General features: G+C 49.8%; 20 protein-coding genes. 1 reads left to right on the top strand and 19 read right to left on the bottom strand.

Annotated features, from left to right (window positions below; translation table 11 throughout):
• The 11 genes from EFBL_RS21300 to gpr all read right to left on the bottom strand — a co-directional run.
• Positions 1-508 (bottom strand): coproporphyrinogen-III oxidase family protein (locus EFBL_RS21300; protein WP_231705787.1); only part of this gene is annotated, 508 nt, incomplete at its 3' end.
• A complete protein-coding gene (locus tag EFBL_RS12275) occupies positions 505-1,803 on the bottom strand; it encodes a tetratricopeptide repeat protein (RefSeq protein WP_096182415.1) in 1,299 nt (432 codons plus the stop codon). The genes EFBL_RS21300 and EFBL_RS12275, both read right to left, overlap by 4 nt.
• A 16-nt stretch (positions 1,804-1,819) precedes the next feature.
• Positions 1,820-3,628 (bottom strand): translation elongation factor 4, encoded by a 1,809-nt coding sequence (gene lepA, locus EFBL_RS12270; RefSeq protein ID WP_131927811.1) that lies wholly within the window; start codon positions 3,626-3,628, stop codon positions 1,820-1,822.
• A gap of 117 nt (positions 3,629-3,745) precedes the next feature.
• Positions 3,746-4,096 (bottom strand): DUF3679 domain-containing protein, encoded by a 351-nt coding sequence (locus tag EFBL_RS12265; RefSeq protein WP_096182414.1) that lies wholly within the window; start codon positions 4,094-4,096, stop codon positions 3,746-3,748.
• An 88-nt stretch (positions 4,097-4,184) separates the two neighbouring features.
• Positions 4,185-5,324 (bottom strand): stage II sporulation protein P, encoded by a 1,140-nt coding sequence (spoIIP, locus tag EFBL_RS12260; RefSeq protein ID WP_096182413.1) that lies wholly within the window; start codon positions 5,322-5,324, stop codon positions 4,185-4,187.
• 124 nt (positions 5,325-5,448) lie between these two features.
• A complete protein-coding gene (locus tag EFBL_RS12255) occupies positions 5,449-6,576 on the bottom strand; it encodes a DUF4097 family beta strand repeat-containing protein (protein WP_165912745.1) in 1,128 nt (375 codons plus the stop codon).
• Positions 6,569-7,324 (bottom strand): hypothetical protein, encoded by a 756-nt coding sequence (locus tag EFBL_RS20590; protein WP_165912744.1) that lies wholly within the window; start codon positions 7,322-7,324, stop codon positions 6,569-6,571. Before EFBL_RS20590 ends, EFBL_RS12255 begins: the two co-directional genes overlap by 8 nt.
• A gap of 5 nt (positions 7,325-7,329) precedes the next feature.
• Positions 7,330-7,761: an anti-sigma factor family protein gene (locus tag EFBL_RS12250; protein WP_096182411.1), complete on the bottom strand. Its 432-nt coding sequence runs from the start codon at positions 7,759-7,761 to the stop codon at positions 7,330-7,332.
• Positions 7,712-8,329, bottom strand: a complete 618-nt coding sequence (locus tag EFBL_RS12245) for an RNA polymerase sigma factor (RefSeq protein WP_096182410.1) — start codon at positions 8,327-8,329, stop codon at positions 7,712-7,714. Before EFBL_RS12245 ends, EFBL_RS12250 begins: the two co-directional genes overlap by 50 nt.
• 170 nt (positions 8,330-8,499) lie before the next feature.
• The gene (locus EFBL_RS12240) at positions 8,500-9,171 is read right to left on the bottom strand and encodes a DUF4397 domain-containing protein (RefSeq protein ID WP_096182427.1); all 672 of its coding nucleotides are present in this window, start codon (positions 9,169-9,171) and stop codon (positions 8,500-8,502) included.
• A gap of 155 nt (positions 9,172-9,326) precedes the next feature.
• Entirely contained in the window at positions 9,327-10,334 is a 1,008-nt protein-coding gene (gene gpr / locus EFBL_RS12235; protein WP_424955063.1) for a GPR endopeptidase, read from the bottom strand.
• A gap of 165 nt (positions 10,335-10,499) precedes the next feature.
• On the opposite strand from gpr, the gene rpsT reads away from it, so the two are divergent.
• Positions 10,500-10,766, top strand: a complete 267-nt coding sequence (gene rpsT / locus EFBL_RS12230; RefSeq protein WP_096182408.1) for a 30S ribosomal protein S20 — start codon at positions 10,500-10,502, stop codon at positions 10,764-10,766.
• A gap of 69 nt (positions 10,767-10,835) precedes the next feature.
• On the opposite strand, the gene EFBL_RS12225 is transcribed toward rpsT, so the two are convergent.
• The 8 genes from EFBL_RS12225 to EFBL_RS12185 all read right to left on the bottom strand — a co-directional run.
• Positions 10,836-11,126, bottom strand: coding sequence for an alpha/beta-type small acid-soluble spore protein (locus tag EFBL_RS12225; RefSeq protein WP_096182407.1), 291 nt, complete (start codon positions 11,124-11,126; stop codon positions 10,836-10,838).
• A gap of 79 nt (positions 11,127-11,205) precedes the next feature.
• Positions 11,206-12,234 carry a DNA polymerase III subunit delta gene (gene holA / locus EFBL_RS12220; protein WP_165912743.1) on the bottom strand — a complete coding sequence of 343 codons (1,029 nt, stop codon included), beginning with the start codon at positions 12,232-12,234 and terminating at the stop codon, positions 11,206-11,208.
• Between the two features lie 72 nt (positions 12,235-12,306).
• A complete protein-coding gene (locus EFBL_RS12215) occupies positions 12,307-13,491 on the bottom strand; it encodes an NAD(P)/FAD-dependent oxidoreductase (protein WP_165912742.1) in 1,185 nt (394 codons plus the stop codon).
• A 258-nt stretch (positions 13,492-13,749) separates the two neighbouring features.
• Positions 13,750-14,445, bottom strand: coding sequence for a VIT1/CCC1 transporter family protein (locus EFBL_RS12210; RefSeq protein WP_096182404.1), 696 nt, complete (start codon positions 14,443-14,445; stop codon positions 13,750-13,752).
• Positions 14,446-14,465: 20 nt separating this feature from the next.
• Positions 14,466-16,358: a heavy metal translocating P-type ATPase gene (locus EFBL_RS12205; RefSeq protein WP_096182403.1), complete on the bottom strand. Its 1,893-nt coding sequence runs from the start codon at positions 16,356-16,358 to the stop codon at positions 14,466-14,468.
• 179 nt (positions 16,359-16,537) lie between these two features.
• Entirely contained in the window at positions 16,538-17,317 is a 780-nt protein-coding gene (locus tag EFBL_RS12200) for a hypothetical protein (protein ID WP_131927810.1), read from the bottom strand.
• 511 nt (positions 17,318-17,828) lie between these two features.
• Positions 17,829-18,560, bottom strand: a complete 732-nt coding sequence (locus tag EFBL_RS12190; RefSeq protein WP_096182400.1) for a hypothetical protein — start codon at positions 18,558-18,560, stop codon at positions 17,829-17,831.
• A 48-nt stretch (positions 18,561-18,608) separates the two neighbouring features.
• A partial coding sequence (locus tag EFBL_RS12185; protein ID WP_216640724.1) for an alpha/beta fold hydrolase occupies positions 18,609-20,345 on the bottom strand: 1,737 nt, incomplete at its 5' end.

The raw sequence follows: 20,345 nt of genomic DNA, 5'->3' as shown, positions 1-20,345 counted from the left end.
CAACGGTTTGACCGGGCAGACCGAACATCAAATCCAGATTGATCGAGGAAAAACCGGCTTGCCGCGCCTTTTCATAACTGTGGTAAACCGTGAGACTGTCATGCAGCCGGCCCAATTTTTTCAAAATCGCATCATGAAACGACTGAACGCCAAAAGAGAGCCGGTTCACCCCGCCCTCTCGCAGTACCTGCAGCTTTTCAGCGTTCACAGTGCCGGGATTTGCCTCAACGGAGATTTCCGCTTCTTCCGCCAGCCTGAAATGCCTGTGAAGGATGTTCATCATCCGCTCCGATTGCCTGGTGTCAAACATTGTTGGGGTGCCGCCGCCAAAAAAGACAGTCTGCAGCGGCTCCCAATTCATCTCTCGCGACAAGATCCCCATTTCGATGTCAAGGGCATCCAGGTACCGGTCCATAACCTCGCCGGTCGAGACGTAGGAGTTGAAATCGCAGTAGTAACATTTGCTGGCACAGAAAGGAATGTGAATATAAAGGGAACTCGGCATCATGTGAACCTGCCTCCCCCCAACGCGGAATGGACAAAGAATTTCTTGCGGGGGACCTCAATCCGGTTTCCCGCCACAAGCTGGAACTGCCGCCCGGCATAATACCGGCGCAGTTCGGTCAGCCATTCCCTGTCAATGTGGGAGAGTCTGTCCAGAATCGATTGGGCGATCGCCCCGGCCGAACGGTTATCCGCTTCCACCAGAACCGGTTCCCCATTTTCTCCCGCTTCGTACCGGGCTTGCCAGGGCAGGCGAGCCCCTTGCGCCAGGTAGCCGATTGCTTCCGGCAAAATGTTTGATTCTCTGGTCCACGAGAAAGCAAAGGAGAAAAGCAGAATGTCTTTCCGGTCCCAAACGTCAGCTGCGATTGGGTCAAGCTCATCGGAAAAAGCGGTGATTACGATCCCTCTTTTGTTTGCTGCAAGCCCTTCCTCGAGAGACAGGACAGGTATCTCAAACATGCCGCTCAATGCGTGGGCAAGCGGGGCGCTGGTCTCACCGGCAGGGGCCGCAAACTCATACTTTTGAAAAACGGGTGTCTGCTGAACCACCGCCTGCAGGGCACCCAGCACGGCAGCCGTCTGATCATAGCCAAAATTGACAAAGGTGTACCGTCCGTTGGACTCATTCGGTTCTCCCGGATGGTCTTCTTCAAACAATCTCAACAGAAGCCCGCCGTATTGGACAAAGTGCCAATCGCGCAAATTGTGGGGCGGAAAGGAGGATGCCCGTTGGAACATGCCTCTCAGGTAGTCCAGCTGGGCCTGGCCTTCGCCTGATTCCCGCACTTGTTCCTCCAATTTGGAGGCAAATGATGCGGCTTCTTCCTTGTGTCCAAGAAACAGCAGCAATTGCGCCATATAGAAAGTGATGCTCATGGCCTGCTCCTGCTCATAAGCCCGTGCAAAGAAATGAAGCGCCTCCTCGTTGTAAAACTCCTTCATCAATGCATAGGCAAACTCGTAGTTGGCCGCAGCAGCATCAGGCGCCAGCCGGACACAACGGGAAAGCGGCCCGAGCGCCGAGCCGAACAATCCTTCCTGCACCAATTGATATCCCAATTGGAAGCAGGGATTCGGATCCTCCGGATCGGCCACGACCCCCTCAAACAACTCGGCAGCCTCCTGTCTGCCCAGCATGCGCAGGACAAAGGCAGCCTTCTGATACACCCGGATGTCAAACTCCGGCCGGCGGAGGGCATACTGCAGCGTTTCCAGCGCTTTGTCATAATTGTCCGCATCCATGTGCTCGTCGGCACTGTCCAAGATCTGTTGAATTACGTCCGTTTCGGTATCCATCGGGTTCCCCCTGTGATTAATCCATTTTCAGAACTGCCATAAACGCTTCTTGCGGAACTTCCACCGAACCCACCTGCTTCATGCGCTTCTTCCCCTCTTTTTGCTTTTCAAGGAGCTTACGCTTCCGGGAAATGTCCCCTCCGTAACATTTTGCTAGCACGTTCTTGCGCATCGCTTTGATCGTTTCGCGGGCTATTACTTTGGTGCCAATGGCCGCCTGGATCGGAACCTCGAACTGCTGGCGCGGGATCAGTTCTTTCAGTTTCTCGCACAACACACGTCCGCGTTCGTAAGCTTTGTCCCGGTGAACGATGAAGGACAGGGCGTCCACCACTTCCCCATTGAGCAGAATGTCCATTTTCACCAGGTTGGAAGCACGATAGCCAATCAATTCGTAATCAAAGGACGCATACCCTTTGGTGCTGGACTTCAACCGGTCGAAGAAATCGTAAACGATTTCGGTCAGCGGCACTTCGTAGATCAGGGTTACACGGGTCTGATCCAGATATTGCATGTCAACGAACACCCCGCGTTTTTCCTGACACAACTCCATGACGGAACCGACATAGTCTTTGGGAACAATGATAGATGCCTTCACATAAGGTTCTTCTACCCGGTCAATTTTCCCGGTTTCCGGCATTTTGCTGGGGTTGTCGATCTCTATCATCTGCCCGTTTGTGGTGTACACGTGGTACACTACGCTTGGCGCAGTCGTAATCAGGGTCAGGTCGTACTCACGCTCAAGCCGTTCCTGAATGACTTCCATATGAAGCAGACCCAGGAATCCGCAGCGGAAACCAAACCCCAGCGCCGTTGACGTTTCGGGTTCATACTTCAGGGCAGCGTCATTTAACTCAAGCTTCTCCAACGCTTCTCGCAGGTCGTTGTAATCGGCTGAATCAACCGGGTAAAGGCCGCAGAATACCATCGGGTTGATGCCGCGGTATCCCGGCAGCGGCTCTGCCGCAGGCGCTTTCGCATCGGTAACCGTATCCCCGACACGGGTGTGTTTGACGTTCTTGATGGAGGCGGCAATATACCCCACATCTCCGATCAACAGCTCGTCTACCGGCGTCATTCGCGGCTTCATGGTTCCGACTTCCACCACTTCGTATTCGGCTCCTGTAGCCATCATTCGGATCTTCATTCCCGGTTTGACGGTTCCGTTTACCACACGGACATAGATGATGACTCCTTTGTAAGGGTCATAGAAAGAGTCGAAAATCAGAGCCTGCAACGGCTTGTCCGGATCACCGGAGGGAGCGGGAACCTTCTGCACGATCTGTTCCAAAATCTCTTCAATTCCGATGCCCGCCTTGGCGGAAGCCAGAACCGCTTCCGATGCGTCCAACCCGATGACATCTTCAATTTCTTGTTTGACGCGTTCCGGTTCTGCGGAAGGCAGGTCAATCTTGTTGATGACAGGCAGGATCTCCAGATTGTTATCCAAAGCCAGATACACATTGGCCAAAGTTTGCGCTTCAATTCCCTGAGCCGCATCCACGACCAGCAAAGCGCCCTCGCATGCGGCCAAAGAACGGCTGACCTCGTATGTGAAGTCTACGTGCCCGGGGGTGTCGATCAGATGCAGAATGTAGTCCTGGCCGTCCTTGGCCCGGTAATTCAAACGAACAGACTGCAGCTTGATGGTGATCCCGCGCTCCCGCTCAAGGTCCATGTTGTCAAGCAGTTGGGCCTGCATTTCCCGGGCCTGAACGGCGCCGGTATATTCGAGAATCCGGTCGGCCAGCGTCGACTTGCCGTGGTCAATATGAGCGATAATGGAAAAATTCCGGATATATTTCTGTCTTTCTTTTGCGTCCATTATTATTCTCCTAACCGTAAGAATGCTATCGTACATTATAGCACCCAGATCTTTCAGCCCGCAATCAATCTTTCGCCCGAAAAAAAGCGACGGCCGCATGACCGTCGCTTGCCTGACCTATTTCAGTTTGTCGCCAACCCACTCGATAATTCCCCGGGACAGATCCTGCAGCAGTCTCCCGATCCCAAAGCTGAGTTGGGTCATGGTCTCTCCCATCTCGCTTTTGGTGGATTCCAGCTGCCGGCTCCATTTGTCCCCCAATGTCGGCTTGGGCTGCACCACCTGTTTGCCAAGAACTGTCACCTGAATGGCTTGGTTGTCCGCGTCGACATGTATGGATTTGGGCGGTCCCCCGCTCCCGACCATTGACTGGATTCCCTTTTCCGCCGTATGAAATCCTACTCCCACAAGTACAACTGTCATTGTGACAAGGGCGGTGTACAGCAGAAACATTCGCAGGCTTGCCATGTCAGAATCCTCCCAATCTCTTACACCCTATAAAACTAGCTCTATTCCTAGTATGTTCGGGAGGATCGGATTCTATACCAAAGATTGGTTATTGCTTTTTGGCCTTGAGATCTTCGCGGATGAGTTCCGCAACCACGTGGGAAAGAAGATCTGCCGTGTAGTATGCTTCTTCCAGGGTATTCTCCGGCCCGCCAATTTCGATGATAATAGAATTCGGGTGAAGATCCTGGTTATATTTGGTGTCATAATCCTCGCTTCGTTTGGTGAACGCGCCTCTCGACAATCCGGGGTACATTTTCTGCAGCTTGTTATGCAGCTTTTTGGCGAACTCTTCATTCTTCCCGTAATTGGGGTTGGAACCGCCCACAATGAAGGATACCCTGGCTGCCTCTTTGCCAAAGATCTTGGCTGTCGTTTTATCCCGCGGAAGCGAATCCCTGTGAATGTCAAAGATCATGCTGATGCTGCTGTTTTGGGCCAACACTTCCTGAGCGGTTTTGCGTGACAGGTCATACTCGTTTTTCACATTGCCCTTGTACCAGTATTCTTCCTTCGTCTGAATCGCGCTGATGTTTTTATCCTTCAGGGATCGCAACAGCCGCTCTCCGACCAGTTCAATGTTCCGGTCTTTGTGGTAAGCCTTGTTGGGTTCTGTAACTCCAGGCATCTCGGGCAAGAAAGATTCCCGGTTATGAGTGTGATAAATGTAGACAAGAGGTTTTCCGTCTGTTTGGACCGGTTCCTTTTCTTTCGGTTCGGATGGCTGGGGCACTGCCCGGTCTGGAGTTTCAGGCAGTTGGTCGGGACCCGGTGGTTCCTTGAAGTCTGTCAACGGTTCAAAATCGGCAACTGCCATGGCCGCAATCGATCCGCCCAACATCGTCTCCGGATGTTCCACGTTAATGTCTGTCAACAAATAAAACAGCATGGAAACCACACCGGAACGGGGTTCTGTATTCTTACCCGGCCGGGCAGGTGCTGTGGAAGCGTACAGGGGGATCTCAGAACCCATAATGGAATTCAGCGATTGATGGCTGACCGAATGGAGCATGCGGGCGGAAAAGGAATTGCCGCTTCTGGAAGCCATCAACTGTACCGCAACCGCGCTTAACAAGACAACGAGAACGGCCAGCATCAGACTCATCGTGATTACGGTGAGCTGCATCTTGCGGGTCCCCATGTTCACCATCATGGTTCGGAATTGGCGATGACGCAGTTGGCGGTTCATTGAAATACTCCTCTCCATTGGATCTCTATCAGATTCATATGTTGCAAGATTCGCCCGTATGCCACTTGTCACAAAGAAAAAAGCGTCCCTCGGACGCTCATTGGTAGATTGTATTGCTAGATTTTTAGTTCTGAACTTCAATACTCCCGAGATTGGTTTCAGCGTATATCCTGTACTTGCCCTCACCAAAAGTTTGTGTGGCACGGGGTCCCGGCCCATTCACACGTCCTTCTGGCCCGGAAAGTCCGGAAATGGAGCCTTTGTCCGTTTTCCCTTCAAACCTTACGGAGCTGTTTGCCGGGAATGTTACGGAGATCCGTCCCATATCGGTCTTCAGCTCCCAATCACCCGCCACCGGGGTGGAAGTTTGGACTTTAACCTCCCCTTTGTCGGTACGGGCTTTAACGTTGCCCTTGACCTCACGGAGATCAACCCGTCCCATATCGGATTCCAAGTCGGCGCTTCCCACTTCGGTCGCTTTGATTTCCCCCATATTCGTGCGGATTTTTGCCAGGTTTTGAATTTTTTCCACCGCTACCCGGCCCGTGTCGGATTCCGCATTGACGCTTGCCACTCCTGCCACTTCAACTTCTCCCATCTTGCCTTTGGTTATAATAGCCATCCGCTTTGGAACCTGAAGGGTCAAACGAACGGAAGGAGGATTCATCCGCTGGATTCCGGCCCGGTCTTCGACAATGATCTTGGCGTTTTTGCCGTCCTGTACCCGAATCTCGATTTGCTTGGCTCTTTCCTCGGCAGCGGTACGATCAAGCAAATGGACGTTGGCATCCGCACGAAGATGAACTTTGTCTCCGTCTGTACCTTCCACCCGAATCTTCCCGACCGGGTTTTCAATCAAGAGTGATTCAGCGCCTGCGAGAGCCAGATCCTGGTCCTGAAGTGTCACCAGTTGACCCGGACCGAATCCCTCAAAAGCGCTGATAATGCCCCGGATACCATCTTTGTGGTACGACGTTGCCACACTGTTGACACCGTGAACCACTCCCGATATGGCCAGAACAAGAATTAACAGGAAGATGCTCTTGCCGTCCAGTTTCCAGGCAGGTCCTTCCCCATTTCGCGAACGTGACTGCCGCCACAAAATTTCGGCTCCAATCGCAATCAACACCAGGGGCCAGAAGTTCAGGGCTTTTCCGAACCAGTCGACCCCCGTCACTTTCGTCAATATGATGGAAAGTCCAAGTACAATTAGAGTTATGGCTAAAGGGATAATTCCCACTTTTTTAGGCATCCGGATTCTCCTCCTTGGCATTGCCCGGTTTGTTCGGTCTCTCTGCAGTCTTATGGTTTCCCTTGCGCTCTCTTTGCAGCATCCATATTCCCAGGAATACCAGCAGTCCTGCCACGAGAATGTCGTCAAATCCATAAATGTAGCGATAGACCCCCACTTGCTTAAGAAGCATTAAGGCACCAATACCTATCACAAGCCATCCGATCCATCTTTTGTCTGCAAACCAATCGACATTCACATTGCGGAAAAATGTGGCATTGGGATCCACCCGTTCGCCCCGTGCCAGTTTGTCTCTCTTCTGCAGGGCGTCAAAGATACCATAGAAGAAGAGAACGGGAATGGCGAAGGCAAACGGGAAGCCGCCAAGTATATCAATCATCCAGATGGAACCGAAGAACAGTGCCATCAGTTCGATGCCCTGACGCGTCAGTCCCAGGTACAGGTGTCCAAGCCCCGGCAGGAAAGACAGGACAAAGGTGAAAAATTTGCTCTTCGGCTCCCCGGTTCCTGCCTCTGCAGAGACTGATGGACGAGACTTGGCCCCATTTTTTCCCGGTTCCCTGTGAACATATATCTGTTCCGTATCCCGAACCGGTTCCCGCTTTGCCGTTTTGGCTCCCACTTGCGTTACGCATTCGGGGCAGAGTACATTGCCTTTTACTATTGTCATGCATTCACTGCATACATCCGTTCCGCAGAGGCGGCATTCGCCCACTGCCTGAACATCGGGATGATATTTGCAATTCATGATTGCTACCTCCTTTTGCCCAATAACTGGCTGATGTCTTGCACCCACAGTTTCAATTGCATTTCAGCCGTCGCTGTGTACATCGAAATTGTAGAATCCACTTCGGAAATTTTTGGCGCCACTCCGATGAAACCTTGGAACAGAAGGAATGCTGCCACAATGGAAGCGGCCATGTTCCGGAAATCCGTTCCCCTCCAGAAGCCAATCTTGCGGGTTGCTTCGGATTGAATCCTGGCCATGACTGCATCTGCAAAATCGCTGCCCGGATCCTCCAGAGGCATATCGTCCAACATAAGGTCCAATTCCTTCAGGAATTCGAACTCCTGGCGGCATGCTGTGCAGATTTCAAGATGTGACTCGATGAAATCCCTCTCTTCAGGCTCCACTTCATTTGCCAGATACGCGCTCAGACGTTCTTCGACGTGCCAGTTCGTCATGCACAGGTTCCTCCTTTCGCAACATGTCTCTAAGCATTTTTTTCGCCCGGCTCATCCGGGTCTCTACGGACTTGACCTCAATCCCCAGGATTTCGGCGATCTCCCTGTAACTTAGGCGCTTGTAATGGTACAGGATGACTACGTCACGATATTTTTCCGGCAAGTTGTCGACCATCTCGTGAAGCTCTCTGGTTCTTTCCGATGCCAGCAACTGTTCTTCCGGCGTTGGTTCAAGGGATTGGGCAGGCAATTCCTCCTGAAGGGGGGAAATCGAGGCTATCCCCGCACGCCTTGCTTTCTTGCGTCGAATGTCCAGGCATTTGTTTGATGCAATTTTGTAAAGCCATGATCGAAACTGCGCGTCTCCCTTGAAGTCTTTCAGTGACTGATAGGCTTGCAGGAACGCTTCTTGTGCCGCATCCTGCGCTTCCTCTCTGTCACCCAACATCTTCAGACAAAGTGTGTATATAAGAGACTGGTGACGCACGACCAGTTCCTTGTAAGCATCTGTTTCCCCACTGATGACTCGTGCGAGAATTTCTTCGTCCCTCGTTTCCAGGAGGTTCACCCCCTCTCACCTGTTTCACTGCTTTAGACGACGTCTTGCAACAAACCCCTTCATATAAAAACAAAAAAAATTCATAAGGTATTTCTTAAGTATTTGAACCGGCTCCAGCATAACAAAAAAATCCCTCCTTGTGGTAGAGGAGGGATCAATGCCTGAAATGCGGGCGTTCTTTATTCTTTAATGAGCAGCGCGCCAAGTTCCGGTTTTCCCTTGACGAGCCCTGCAGCATACACTGAATAAACGGTGTTGGGTTGCAGCTCGATTCCAGGCAGTGTCAGAACCACGTCTTGGGTTCCCGCCGCTCGTACTTCCAGGTCTACTTTGCCGGGGGTCACTTCCTGATAGTTGGCGATCCCTTTGAAGGGCACATTGACAAACAGAACATCACCGCCCTTTACAGCAATGTCCACTGCGGGTGCGTCCGGAGACGCGTGAATAAACCGGACTTTGGCTTTCCCTTCTGTTCCCATTTTGGCATTACTGGTTACCAGCAGTTCCAGATTCGCCAGTTTGCCAACGGCAGCGGCCGAATATTTCATACCCGCTTCCACAGTCAGCGTTTGCTTGATGACAGGATTTCCTTTCCCCCTTGCAGAAGAGGGGTAAATCTTGACTTCATGCCGTCCCGGTGACAAAGATAGGTAACCGGTTGCTTGTTTGAAAACCAAACCGGTTATTGCCGGTTTTCCATCTACATAGACATCTGCCGCAGGAGCATCGGGGGATGCGTGAACGACGCGCACCATTGCCTGTTGCGGCGCAGGCTCTGCCGCGGTGGCCATTCCGGAGAAGAATGTCGCCATCATAAGCGTCAGCAACCCGATCAGGATTCTCTTGACCATCTGCAGTTCCACCTTTCCAGTAATTTCTACACCGTGTATATCCTTCGCAAGAGAACGAAAAGTATGCATCTCAATAAGCATTCAATCCTGAAATAGCAAACCCCATCACGACGGATAATGGATTCCGCAACTGGATCTGTCATTATGTTGCCGCTTTAGTGCAGGAACATCGCTGCATCCTCCGGCGTAATGGACCGGTGCAGAGCCATATTCAAGCCGTTGGCCACAACGGTCGCAATGTCGTCCACGAATTGATCGACTTCTTTCGGTGTTACCATCAGGTTGTGTCCCAGCGGATGAAGAGTCTCAAAAATCAGCTGCTTCTTCTCCTGCTCGTTGAAGTTGCCGAACAACTGGGAGCATTGATTTTCGGGAACTTCCTGTTCGATCCGTTTCAACAGAAGGTCAATGGTGTCATAGGCAATGGTGACAGCATCCACCACTGTTGGAACGCCAATTGCGACAACATCCACGCCGAGAGTTTGCTTGTTAAGGCCTTTTCGCTTGTTGCCTACCCCGGCTCCAGGCGTTATGCCGGTGTCGGCCACCTGAATGGTAGTATTAACGCGATCCAGGGAACGTGACGCCAGTGCGTCAATGGCAATGACCAGATCAGGCTTGATGTTCTGGACAATTCCTTCCACAATCTCGCTTGTTTCAATCCCTGTGATTCCCAGTACACCGGGTGAAACGGCAGCCACCGGACGAAATCCGTCATTCAAAAGGTCGGTCATGTGTGTGTACAGGTGACGGGTCACAAATAACTTCTTCACAACCATGGGACCGAGAGCGTCCGGCGTGACATTCCAGTTCCCTAATCCCACAACCAATACTTTGGCCTGGTCCGGCAAATTCAGATAGTCCCTCAGTTCTTCCGCAAACCGCCTTGCCACTTTGTCCTGTAATTCCGGATCTTTCTGACGGAGTCCGGGTACCTCGAAGGTCAGGTAGTTTCCCTGCATCTTCCCGATCATTTGTGCGGCAATCTCATCTTTTACCTTCATCTTGGTTACCCGGATGCCATCTTCTTCATCCGTATCAACATCGACCCCAGGGATCTGCGCGGTGCCCTGCGCATTACCCGCCAATTGATGAGCTTCCACCGCCAGGTCAGTTCGGACCGAATATTGGGACCATTCCATAGTGTCTTTAGCTTCTTTCATCCTGGTTCCCCCGTTCATACGTTTGGTTAGGCTTAGTTTCACAAAATGGAAGGAGCTTATGCATTTCTGTGATTTTTCAGTTGCGTTGCCCAGAAACCCGTGATAAAATATCCATTGTCCGTTTGAAAAGGATCGTATTTTACGTGCTGTAAGGAGGTGAACAGGGTGCCGAATATCAAATCTGCGATTAAAAGGGTGAAAATTACCCGTACTCGTACCCTTCGCAATGCTGCGGCGAAATCCGCCCTTCGTACAGCGATCAAGAAGTTTGAAGTTGCTGTTGCGAACAACGATCTCGACAATGCAAAAGAATTGTTGCAGAAAGCAACTCGTTCTTTGGACAAGGCGGTTACCAAGGGCATCATTCACAAGAATGCCGCTGCCCGCAAAAAGTCCCGCTTAACAAAGAAGTTCAACAAATTGGGTGCGTAAGCGTTCCATACAACACATGACAAGGGGGCTGTGCCAAAAGCATTGTAGCTTTTGGCAAGCCCCCTTGTTCTATTTCTGATTCTGGTTGGCCAACTGCTGTTGGGCCATTTCCACCATGCGCTTCACCATGGATCCACCCAATTGGCCACCCACTTTTCCTGCCTGACGAGCCGTCAACTCTCCGTTATCCCCTTTCACCAACGGTACCCCGACCCGGTCGGCTGCTGTGAATTTGATGTCATTGGGATTTGCCGTGCACGACACATTAGGGGAAGGAGCAAGATCCTGCATGACCTCACATTTAAAGCGGTCCAGAGCGGTTCTCGCTTCCGGCACCAGCAGGCGATTACGGCGTGGCATATAGAACACCTCCCACCATAACTCTTTCCATATGGTGCCCTTCAGCGCCAACAAGAATGTATAAGGGCTGCCCCCTGTACTACATAACGGATTTGACTTTCCTTGGCATTGTCAGCAGGAACATCTCCAGTGCCTGCCGATCCTCCGTTTTCCCCGTCTTGATCTTATAATCAATGTCTGCCAGTTCCATAAGAAGAGTTTCCAACTCCAGCTTGGTATAGCGTTTGGCTTGTTCACCCGCCACCTTGCAAGCATAGGGGTGAACCCCAATGAGCCCGGCAATTTGCTGGGATGAGAGACCGCGGACACTTTGAATCTTGACTTGCAACATGATCCGGACTTGCCGGGTAATCATGAACAACAGATAGATAGGAGCCTGTTTGTTCTTAATCAGATCTTCCATCAAGCGCAGAGCCTGTTCCGTCCGCAACCGGACCACCTCGTCGACAAAGACAAAGATGTCTTGCTCAAGAGTTCTGGAAGCCAACAGATCTACGGTTTCCTCGTCAATCGTTCCGTTCTCGCCCGCATAGAGCGATAATTTGTTCAGTTCTGTGGAAAGAAAGGACAGGCTCGAACCCGAAGTGAGCACAAGCCTTGCAATTGCTTCCCGAGTGATGGCTACACGAGCCCTGGATGTTCTGGCGAGAATCCAGTCAAGCAATTCCTGTTCCTTAAGAGGGAAAAAGGGTACGACTTTTCCGGACTTCTGTGCCGCCTTGGTAATCTTCTTTCGTTCGTCCAGTTTATCGGCATAAACTGTCAGAATGAGCGTGGAAGTGGAGGCCGGATTTTCCAGGTACCGCAGCAACATGTCCAGATCGTGGTCATTGCGGGCCGATTTGGAACCCGTGAAGAAAACCGCATTCTGAACGATCACCAAACGTCTGTCGTTCAAAAACGGCAGTGTCTCCGCTTCCTGCACTGCAACTTGCACAGGAGTTTCATCGCAATGGAAACGAAGCGTGTTGAGGGAATCGCCCGGATTCACAGCCTGTTCGATCGCCTCGACAACTTCCCGGATCAACAGCTGCTCGGTTCCATAAAGAACATAGATCGGACGGATGACTCCTTGCTTAATCTCTTGCATGATTTCACGATAAGACATGCTCATGACTCCCAAAAAGCCGTGCTCTTCCCGAAAGAAAAGCACGGCTTCTTTTTGTTCAGCATACCGGATTTAATGGGATCTTGTAAACTGTTTGTTTTTCCTGGCTACAAGGGACAATCCACCGAGCGTCATTAACCATTTGGCCTTGGACGCTTCCTTCAGAACCGTTGCGGTGACCCCTTTGGTCTTAAATCCTTTGACGTTTCCTACACTGACTTCCGAACCGATGGAAGCCAAAGTTCCCATGTAGTTGAAGCTGAATTTTTTCATAGGCTGCCCGTTCATAAGTGCCTTGAGGTTCTCCACCACATGTTCTCCCATTTGACCCGCCAACTGGGCGGTTGGCGGAAGCGGACGCCCGTCTTCGCCGATAAAGCAGGCAGAATCTCCGATCACAAAGATGTCTTCGTAGTTGACAGACTGGAGAAACTCATTCACTTTCGCACGTCCCCGGGGATCGCAGTCAAAACCCGCTTCTGCCAACAACGGGTTGGCGCGGACGCCGCCGGTCCAGATGATGGTATTGGCTTCAATCTTTTCGCCGGTTGCCAGTTCCACTTCATTTTCCCCGACGCGTACAATCTTTTCGTTGGTACGAACCTGAACGCCTTTTCGGGTCAGTACATCGAGGGCTGTTTCCCTCAAGCGCTCGTCAAGCATAGGCAGGATGGTGGGGGCTGCTTCCAGATTGATGAGTTCAATCTTGTCTTCCGGAATTTTGTATTTATGGGCAAGATGCGGCAGGTATTCGGACAGTTCGCCGCACAGTTCAACACCGGTTAACCCGGCGCCGCCAACTACGATTCGGAGCCGTGCGGGATCTTTGTCCGCAGCATACAAGGCAAACATTTCATCAATGTGGGAACGAACCTCTTTGGCCGTTTCCAGACTCCGCAACAGCAGGCTGTGTTCGGCCAGTCCCGGAATGCCGAAGAACTCGGGTGCATTTCCAAGCGCGAAAATCAGGTAGTCATAAGAATATTCTCCGCCTTCCCCGATCACTTTCTTTTCCGACGGGTTGAGAGATTTGATGGTGTCTTTCACAATGGTGGCTTCCGGGCTGTTTAACACTTCGGAGATTTCCACATAGTAAGGATCAAAATCGTTTCGGCCGCCGGCCGGTTCATGCAGGAGAGTGGTGAAGTAATGGTAGGAATGTTTGTTGATAATGGTAAACGGAATTCTGGCTTTCTGCATCTTGACTGCTGCAGCCATGCCGCCATATCCGGCACCTAATATCAGCACTTTTGCCACTTGATGATCCCCCTTGGAAGTCGGTGCTAAGATGGAATGAGTTCTCTTAGTGTTGGAAGAAAGAGTATGATACATGCACCAACTAAAATATGTACACTTTGTGAAATTTTGTACCCACTTTATTATATATCATGTTTCAACTATTTGCTACTTTTTTCACAAACTTTTTTCGTCCTTGGAAATACTAGCCCTGTGGCTCAGGAAACAAAAATCACTCGACCGGTTTGTACAGAACTGGCCGAGTGTTCCCGATGAATGCTATCCGATCCAGGCAGCGACCAGATAAGCTACCGTTGCCGCCAATCCCCCCACCAGCATTGTTTGAAATGCCCCTTTGACCGGGTTGGTACCGGTGAACCTGCCTTTTACAAATCCGAATACAAACAGGGCGATCAGTGTCACAACTGCGGAAATCACCAGCGCCAGCCGGGTGTTGGCAGTGAAGAAATAGGGAGCCAGAGGGATCAATCCGCCAAAGATGTAAGACAACCCGATAGTCAAAGAACTGTTGCGGGCCCTTTTCGGTTCGGGCTCTTCCAAACCCAGTTCAAACTTCATCATGAAATGGACCCAGCGTTCCGGGTCTTGGCTGATCGCATTGACGGCTCCCTGTACGTTCTCCTCAGGCATCCCCCATTCCCTCAGGATATCAGCCACTTCTTGCCGTTCCCGCTCGGGAAGTTCCACAATTTCCCGTCTTTCCCGTGCCAGCTCGGAGAAGTAGTGCTCCCGGTCTGTCCGGGCAGCCAAGTAACCTCCCAGGCCCATGGCAATGGAACCTGCGGCAATTTCAGCCAATCCCGCTATCACCACCAACTCGGTTACGGAAACACTGCCCGACAAGCCGGCCGCCAGCGCAAACGGGACTGTCAAACCGTCTGCCAGACCGATTACGATGTCCCGGATGACAACAGGCGCCTCAAAGTGTTTTTCAATGTGCTCTGTCTGTGGCATACAATCCTCTCCTTGATGAATTACCTTAACAACCGCAACCCGTTCAGGATGACCAAAAGGGTGCTCCCCTCATGGCCAATCACTCCCAACGGCAACGGCAGTCCCTGTGTAAAATTGGATAGTATCAACAAGATTATCACAAAGATGGAAAAAATAATATTTTGCTTGATAATTTTTTGTGTCCTTTTTCCTAACTCAATGGCAGCGGGAATCTTGCCAATATCATCGTTCATCAGAACGACATCGGCTGTCTCAAGTGATGCATCGCTGCCTGCTTCTCCCATCGCAATGCCTACTGTAGCCGTTGCCAACGCAGGAGCGTCATTGATGCCATCTCCCACCATCGCGATTTCCCCGTAAGTCTGCATCAGTTCCTTTACTTTCCCGACTTTCTCCTGCGGCAGCAAATCTGCGTAAACACTGTCGATTCCGGCCTTCGCAGCAATCGCTTCCGCCGTGGATCGTCGGTCCCCCGTTAACATGACGGAGTGAATGCCCATTTTTCTTAACCGGTCAATCATTTCCCGTGACTGATGGCGAATGGAGTCCTGTACCGCCAGAATTCCGGCCAAACCCTTTTGGTTTTCAATGACGATAACGGTTTTACCCTCTCCGGCCAATCGTTCCATAATCCTCCCTGATTCCGGAGAGACGTCCGTATCGTTCAGAAAAGCGGGTTTGCCAATTCTCCAGGCTTCTCCCTGATAATTGGCAATGACTCCTTTTCCGGTAATCGCTTGCAGTTGACTGGGGCGAATCAGCGTTAACTGCTGTTCCAACGCTTTCTCGACAATGGATTTGGCAATGGGATGTTCCGACATGCTTTCAATAGAAGCGGCAATTTCCAGGATTCTCCTCTGGTCATATCCCTGAAACGGAATAATGTCCGTAATCTGCAAACGACCGGTGGTCAAAGTTCCTGTTTTGTCCAGGGCAATGGCGCGAATTCGCGATACCTGCTCCAGACATCCTCCGCCTTTAAAGAGAATTCCCTTACGGGCCGCGCTGGAAATGGCAGACAAGGTGGCGGGCATGATAGATGCCATCAACGCGCAAGGAGAGGACACCACCAAAAACACCATCGCTTTGTACAGGCTTTGGTTCAAGCTCCATCCCAACAGAAAAGGAGGAACCATGATGAAAATAAGAGTCAGTGCGATCACAGTTTTGGCGTAGATGCGTTCAAACCTCTTGACGAATTGCTGCGTCGGCGGCACTTCGTTCTGGGCAGCCTGCACCAATTTGATGATCTTGGCGAACATGCTGGATTCGTTGGTCCTTGTTACCTCAATAAGTAATGATCCGCTGCCGTTGAGTGTTCCGGCAAATACCTCATGACCCGGCTCTTTGTCAACCGGAATTGATTCCCCTGTTATGGCGGCCTGGTTGACGCTGGAAACTCCCTCTCTGACAATTCCATCGGCCGCTATCCGGTCCCCTGGCTTGGCGATGATCAGATCGCCGATCCTTACTTGATCGGCGGGCACCGGTATTTCGCGGCCACACTGATAAAGCAAAGCGGTTTCCGGCTTCATTTCGATCAGTGCGGACAGATCCCGGTAACTGCGCGCCATCGTATACTTCTCAAGAGCTCCGCTAACCGCAAAGATAAAGATGAGGATCGCGCCTTCCATCCAGTACCCGATGCTGGCTGCTCCACATGCTGCAAACAGCATCAGCAGATTCACATCGATTTCCCGTTCCTTGATCAGGGTGAGCAAACCTTCCCGTGTCTTGGCTGCCCCCCCTATGACAAACGCTAGAAGAAAGAGAAGGTTTGCCCCATTGAAATCTGCCCGCTCAAGGAGCCAAGCGGCAACCAGCAGCAGCCCGCTGACTCCAGCCGCTATGGCTTCGCCCCTGCTGCGGACAAAGACCATCCAGTTCGCGTTGCGGGAGCCTGACAAATACATAACCTCTCCCTCCTGTCAGGTTCGTTGATTCAACCATTGAGAACCGGAATCAATCCCCTAAAAATGCCACATGCTGCCGTCTTGTCAGACGGCAGCATGCAGAATCGATGATTTCCTTATTTTTACTATACTACGAAAACGAAAGAAATGGAACAAAAAATGAAGAAAATGAGCAAATTTCACGCGAGAATGCTTCTCATTGTCGATCTTCTCCAACCGTAAATCAACAGGCAGGCCAAGCTGGCAAATCCTGCCGTGGATGCGGTCTGCTTGATAACGCGGGTTGACAGGACCGGTTCATACTTTTCATTCAGCACCGCCAATTGGGGGATACCATTTATCTCTTTCTCGGTCATCAGGCGTTCTTGTGAGGAATTGTAAAACACAGTCTGCTTAAATGTCTTGATCCCCCTGTCAAACTCAACCTGAGCATATTCGATGATCTGAGGTTCCTTCCTGAGCAGAAGTTCCTGCTTGCGGGTCTCAAGACGGGTCAGTCTTTGTTTAAAGTTTACTTCGGACTGCCGCAGCTTGTCTGTTTTTTCCCGAAACATTTTGATCAGCATGTCCGCATCTTCCCGGGTCAATTTTCCGGCGGAAAAATCCGCCTCAACTGCACGAATCGGCTGTTCCCACTGAGACAGGGTGGCTGCCGTCTGTTGTTTTTCTTCTGCGATCGAGACCGTCTCCTGCTCGATCGCAGCCAGTTCCCGTTCAATGTTTTGCAGGTCTGATGTGGAAACGGTTAGGGTTATAGTATTCCATGGCCCAAATCTGATATGGTCGGTTTCAAGACCCTTGTATTGGCTCTCGAGGGTTGCCTTCGCTGCCGATTCCCGACGATCAAGAGCATTGGCTTGTCCGTCTTCAAATTGAGTCAAAACCATCGATGCAACTGCAAACAGAAATACCAACCCGATTAATTTGCGTATCAAGAGCCCTCTCTCCTTCTTGTTCAATTTTCCCTACCCCTGATACATCTTTATGCGCGAACTATGAATCTATGACTGCCTTGCTTTCAAGCTGGTAGACTTACGTGAAAAAGACCGCTGATTGTTCAGCAGTCAAAAAAACTGCCGCCGACGGCGACAGTTTTTCGAACTACTTTCTTAGTGCTTGCTTTATTACTCCGGGGCTATAGAGAAACAACTACTTATATCTATCACCAACCCGAAAATAGTCCGGTTAAATAAACAAGCAATATAAAATACCCTAATACTAATAATATTAAAAAGTTTCGTATCCCTCTTTTACTGACAGTGGTAGGCTTGTAATAGATATAAATTATAATGAAGTAAAGGCTCCACGCCATAACACCAGAGAATAAACCGTTTAGCACTATAAACATATTCATTTCTTTTGCCCCGGGAAACCAATAAAGAAGCCAAAGCATCCAAATAACGGTCGAGAACAAACCAATTTTATAGCCAAGTTTCATTCAGGTACCTCCGAATATCAATTCGGGAGCTTCTATGGAATAATTTCTACTATCTGAATCTGGTCATTCTTAAACTCCAATTTAACAACATAAGTTTTTAAATCAGCCGTACTAAAAGAAATTCTCTTTTCCCTCAAGGATTCCCTTACTGATAAATATGATTCAGTGCTTCCAAGGTTCATTTTCTGAATGACACCAGCCCATACTTGATGAATCGAAACCATTTTGACATTTGTTTGGCCCTCTTCGTAAACCCCTAAATGCATGATACTTCCATATAAAAGAGAGGGTTGTAACGCCTCAAACCAATATTTTTTTGACTGACCATCATAGTAGACGTGGGTCAATTTCCAGTCAGAAGGCAGATTCGACCTTATACTTTCCCCGACTTCAGGTTTTATTTTGCCTAAGAACTCGACATCGGCAACATTGTTGTAATCCAATCTCCCTTTGTAAAGTTTCTGAAAGTAGGAACTTACAAGATCGGATTCAAGGCTTAACGAAAACATTAGAATGGATATAGATACTGATAGAGTAACTACTAAGAAAACTCTTGTCCCCCCATTTTTAGAAAATTTGACAAGATAAGAAACTAGCCCCCCAACAAGTCCTGCTACAGATGGGATCATGATAAAACCATACAATATGATTATTTCAACATATAGAATAGGAAAGAAAAAAACAAAGATCATTACAGCAATTAACGCAGAGAAAATACTCGTTAGTTCTAAAGCATTTAAGGGCTTCATAGATGAATTATTCACATTATCCCCCCTTGAGGGGAGGGTTTACCTCCCCTTCGGTTTAAGAGTTTATTGATCAAGCCCCAAAAAATTTGTAATTTCATTGATTACCCCTGAGTTGCTTTGTATTTCGGTGTGATAACAATTTTCGCATTTCTTAGGAGTAAAATTATTTGTAAAGTTACTTAACCCATGTGCACTTTCCTTTGAAACCACACCATCATGTTCCAATTCATATGGTTCTCCCGTTACTTGATCATACGCTGTCAATGTGCCAGCGACCGACATCACTTTAATATTTTTATTAAAATTACCTCTCTCTTCGTTCATTTTGTCAATATCTCGCCCGTAAACGGTTTCCGGCATTAGATCATGCTTAAATTCGCTCGTTATAGGAGACCCCAACGTTACAAGTTTTAACACTTTTTCGCCGCCTGAATTTAGGATATATCTTGTCGAAGCAACGCCTCCCATACTGTGTCCGACTAGATTCACATACTTGGTTCCGTATTTTCCCTCCATTTTATCCAATACTTTCTCAAGTGCTTTAGCCTGATTATCAAGATAATCTGTATTATTTGCTAATACAACCTGAACAAGAGGATGAGATGTATCAACTGGATAATCTTCGGTAGGAGTAACACTTATTTTTTCTTGAATAACAGCCGTACTATTCTGATAAGATATACTGACTCCATCAAAACTTACAGTATATTTGTTGGTTAGTTTACCGTGACCACTATTTTCGAGAGAGCTAATAGTGCTATCAAAGGTTTTTGATCCCCCAGAAAAACCATGGATAAACACCGTGGGAACCCCTATTGTCCCGCCATTAGCCCTGGCATTCTCTGCCATGCTGTGATAGTCTTCCTTCGCTTGTTGTGCAGTTGCTGCCGTATTCATATCTCCATTGGCAATAGCTTTTTGGTATATCATTTGGTTTTTGTACCATTCTATTTTTGCGTCCATAATGATCTTGTTTTGATATTGGACGTTGGAGATTTCGTCATATTCTAGTGGTATGCTACGAGCGAAATAGAGACTCGCTAATTTTTGGGTATCCACTGCTCCACTTGACTTAGGAGTACCTGCAAAGCCTGCGTTACTAGCCAGCAATTCATTGGGACTTGGCAGTTGATTATCTCCATCATTTCCATCGTCGGAGTCATCATCCCTATCCGAAGAACCGCCCCCGCCTGAAGACCCTCCGCCGCCATTGCGGTATTGATCCCGAATCCGCTCTGCTTCTTCGTGAATTCGGTCCCGTTCTGCCTGATCGTCTGACGAATACCATCTGTCTGTCAAATCCACAATTCGTTCTTGTGCCTCGCGAGGTAAATTTTCGTCCCCTTCCTGCCAATGGCCCGTGGGATCCACATACCGGAGAGGATTGTTTGACACATAGCTATACAAATTATGACTCGATGGCATTCCTACAAATCCCTGGAATGTGTCTTTCGACGTGAATCTGCCGACTTTAGCCGAGTACCACCGTGCATTGTAATCCAACAGTCCGGATGTGGGATCGTAGGTTTGCCCGGTATAGCCGTGCGTGTTGTAGGGGGCGGTGACTCCCGTATACAACCCGCCAAAGACATCGTACCGGTACTCCATCACCTCATTTCCAAGGTGATCCGTAAGCTCGGTGACGTTGCCAAGGGCATCGTACCCGTAGTACATCAGTCCGCCACGGGTGTGCAGGTTGCCTTCCCGTCCCTGGTCTTTCCGCCCATGGAACCCGAACATTTTCTCGGAGATGATTTCTCCTGCCCCGTAATGGTACGCGCGAAGCGGAGATCCGGCTTC

The sequence above is a fragment of the Effusibacillus lacus genome (assembly GCF_002335525.1).
Classification (GTDB): Bacteria; Bacillota; Bacilli; order Tumebacillales; family Effusibacillaceae; genus Effusibacillus; species Effusibacillus lacus.
This window is presented reverse-complemented; position numbering and strand designations above follow the sequence as displayed.